This is a genomic window from Pseudomonas sp. CM27 (genome assembly GCF_013179515.1).
In the GTDB taxonomy this organism is placed as follows: Bacteria; Pseudomonadota; Gammaproteobacteria; order Pseudomonadales; family Pseudomonadaceae; genus Aquipseudomonas.
This window is the reverse complement of sequence record NZ_JABMCN010000379.1, coordinates 1-3,211: the sequence shown is the minus strand read 5'-3', so window position 1 is coordinate 3,211 and position 3,211 is coordinate 1. Positions and strand designations below refer to the sequence as shown.

Here is a 3,211-nt window from a genome sequence, read left to right as displayed (position 1 = left end):
CGCGCCAGCCATGGCTTTGCCATCGCCTGCATGGCGGCAGAGTGCGACATGCAACTGTCGCGCATGAGCGCGGCCGAGGCCCAGGTCGGCGTATGCCGGCAGCGCGCACGCACGCCGCTGGACCAGGCACGGGTGTGTCGGCTGCAGGCACGCCTGTGGACCTTGCGTGGTGACTATCAGGCGTCAATCGGCAGCGCCATGTCCGGCCTGGAGTTGCTGGGGATCCGCTTGCCGCGCGGGGTTGATCGGCAACACGTGGAGGCCAGCCATGCCCATGTGCTCAGCCTGATCGAGCACAAGGGTCGTCACTGCCTGGAGTCGCTGCCACGCACCGATTCGGAGGAAGCAACGGTCGCCATCAGCCTGCTGGCGACACTGTCGTCATCGTTCTTCGTGCAGGACGACCTGTGCTTCCTGCACCTGGCCAAACTCATGGAGCTGTCGCTGCTGCATGGCGTTGCGCCAGGCAGCACATATGGCCTGGCCTGGTTCGGGGTAATGGTTGCTCAGCGCTTCGGCGCCTATCATGACGGCCATGCCTATTGCCTTGCCGCCCTCAAGCTGATCGAACGCCACGGCTTCGAGGCTGACCTGACCAGCGCGCTGCTGGCCCTGGACCAGGTCAGCGCCTGGACTTCGCCCATGGAGTTTGCTCGCCGCACCGCGCTGGAGGCAGTCGACTCTGCGCGCCTGAGCGGCGACCTGGCGATGAGCTGCTACGCCTGCAATCACCTGGTTTCCGATTCGCTGTTCATGGGCCTTTACCTGCCTGACGTTGCCGATGAGGTGGCGCAAGGCCTGGCGACCGTGCGCCGCCATGGCTACCACGATGTCGAACAGATCCTGCAGGCCCAGCATGCATTCGTTGCCGAACTCAGCGGCACACCCTGCCCGGTCTCGACCGTACCAGTCGACTCGCCCACCACACTGTTCTTCCGCCACCTGTTTGCCGGTATGTCGGCGTTCTACCTGGGCAATATCCCCCACGCCCTGCAGCACCTGGCGAAAACCGCAGAACACGCCTGGGCGGCACCGGCGCATATCAACCTGGCCGACTACCACCTGTTCCACGGCCTGGCCCTGGGCAGCCCGGAGGCCCCTGGCAGCCTGACCGAAAAGCTGCACGCGCTGCAGGGCCTGCGTGAGCGCTTTGGCCATTGGGCCGGTTTCAACCCGGCCACGTTCCGCAACAAGCTGCTGCTGATCGAGGGCGTGATCGCCAAACTGGAGGGCGACGGCCTTGCCGCCATTCGTTGCTTCGACCAGGCCCAGATCGCCGCAACCGCCGCCGGCTTCATCCACGAACAGGCACTGGCCCACGAACAGCTGGCCGAGGTATGCATTCCCAGTGGCTTGATTTCGGGTGCCAACCTGCACCTGCGGGTCGCCCGGGACTGTTTTCACATCTGGGGCGCGACCGGCAAGGTGCATCAGCTGGAGACGTTGCATCCGTTTCTGCGCACCCAGCCGATCCAGGAGACCTACCGCGCAACCCACCAGGCCAAGCTCGACCTGGAGGCCGGCATCGAGGCGGCACGGGCGCTGTCCGAGGAAGTGCTGCTCGAAGGCCTGATCGAAACCCTGATGGGGCACCTGACCCAGCATTCCGGCGCCGACCATGGCGCTTTGCTGATCGTCAGTGGTGCCGAATTCCAGATGGCTGCCCTGGCCTACATCGACGATGCGGGGCTGCACGTGAGCATGGACAACTGCCAGAAGTTCATGACCCAGGCACCGCTGTCGATCATCAACGCCACCATGCGCACCCGCAAGCCGCTGGTGCTCAACGATGCGCAGAACGATTGCCCCGAGGCCTTCCGTCACGAACTGCAGGCGCGCAACGCCCGTTCGGTGCTGTGCCTGCCACTGGTGATCCAGGGCGTCCTGATCGGCCTGGTGTACCTGGAAAACCGCCTGGTGCCGAACCTGTTCGGCAGCCAGCGTCTGGCCATGCTGGAAATCCTTGCCTCGCAGGCCGCGGTGTCGCTGCAAACCGCCAAGTTCTACACCCGCCTGGCCGAAGACAACCAGAGCCGGGCGCAGATGGAGGCCGAGCTGCGCCGCTCACGTGCAGAGCTCGCACGCAGTGCGCACCTGCAGGTGATGAACGAGCTGTCGGCGTCGATCGCCCACGAAATCAGTCAACCGCTGCTGGGCATCGCCTCTAACGCTGCGGCCAGCCTGCGCTGGCTGAAGCGCAGCAAGCCCGACCTGGATGAGGCGATAGCCGGGCTGGAAGACATCCGCAACGACAGCGAACGTGCGGCCAACATCGTGCGTGCACTGCGTTCGCTGGCCAAACAGGCGCCGATGCAGCTCAAGGCGATGAAGCCCGACGAGCTGATACGCCAGGTGGTGCGGTTGACTTCGGCCGATGCCGCCAAGGGCACGGTAGACGTGCAGACGCGGTTGCAGGCGGGGGTCAGCGTGATGGCTGACCCGGTGCAGTTGCAGCAACTGGTGTTCAACCTGATCACCAATGCCCTGGAGGCACTGGCGGGATATCGCAGCGATGGAGTGCTGCGCATTACCTCGTCGGTCGCTGGCGACAGGGTGGAGATCTGCGTCGACGATAACGGCCCGGGCATCGCGCCCGACGAGCGCGAGCGGGTGTTCGGGGCGTTCTACACCACCAAGGACGATGGCATGGGGATGGGCCTGGCGATCTGCAGTTCGGTGGTGCAGGCTCATGGCGGACAGCTGCAGGCGCTGGCCTCGGACCTCGGTGGGTGCCGGATTAGCTTCACGTTGCCGGTGAACCATTCGTAGCCTGTTGCAGCCTCTTCGCGGAATAGCCCGCGCAGGGGCCGCAACAGGTTTACATCAACGGGCAGTCAATGCCGAATAGCTGTTCATCAGGTTGCGGTAGTTGGGGATACGCTGCGACAGCAGGTTGCCCAGCCCTTCGATGTCGTTGCGCCAGTCGCGGTGCAGCTCACAGGCCACCGAGAACCAGTTCATCATCTGCGCGCCCGCCTGGGTCATGCGCGCCCAGGCCGCCTGCTGCACGGTTTCGTTGAAGGTACCGGAGGCATCGGTCACCACGAACACTTCAAAGCCTTCGGCCAGCGCGGACAGGGTCGGGAAAGCCACGCAGACATCGGTGACCACACCGGCAATGATCAGCTGCTTGCGGCCGGTAGCCTTGATCGCCTTGACGAAGTCTTCGTTGTCCCAGGCGTTGATCTGGCCGGGGCGGGCAATGTACGGC

2 protein-coding genes are annotated in these 3,211 nt (G+C 64.7%); one reads left to right on the top strand and one right to left on the bottom strand.

What is annotated here, in order from left to right; translation table 11 throughout:
* Nucleotides 1-2,769 (top strand): ATP-binding protein (locus HP547_RS28005; RefSeq protein ID WP_172288711.1); only part of this gene is annotated, 2,769 nt, incomplete at its 5' end.
* A gap of 54 nt (nucleotides 2,770-2,823) precedes the next feature.
* Here the strand turns inward: HP547_RS28005 and HP547_RS28000 are convergent.
* A partial coding sequence (locus tag HP547_RS28000; protein WP_172288709.1) for an isochorismatase family protein occupies nucleotides 2,824-3,211 on the bottom strand: 388 nt, incomplete at its 5' end.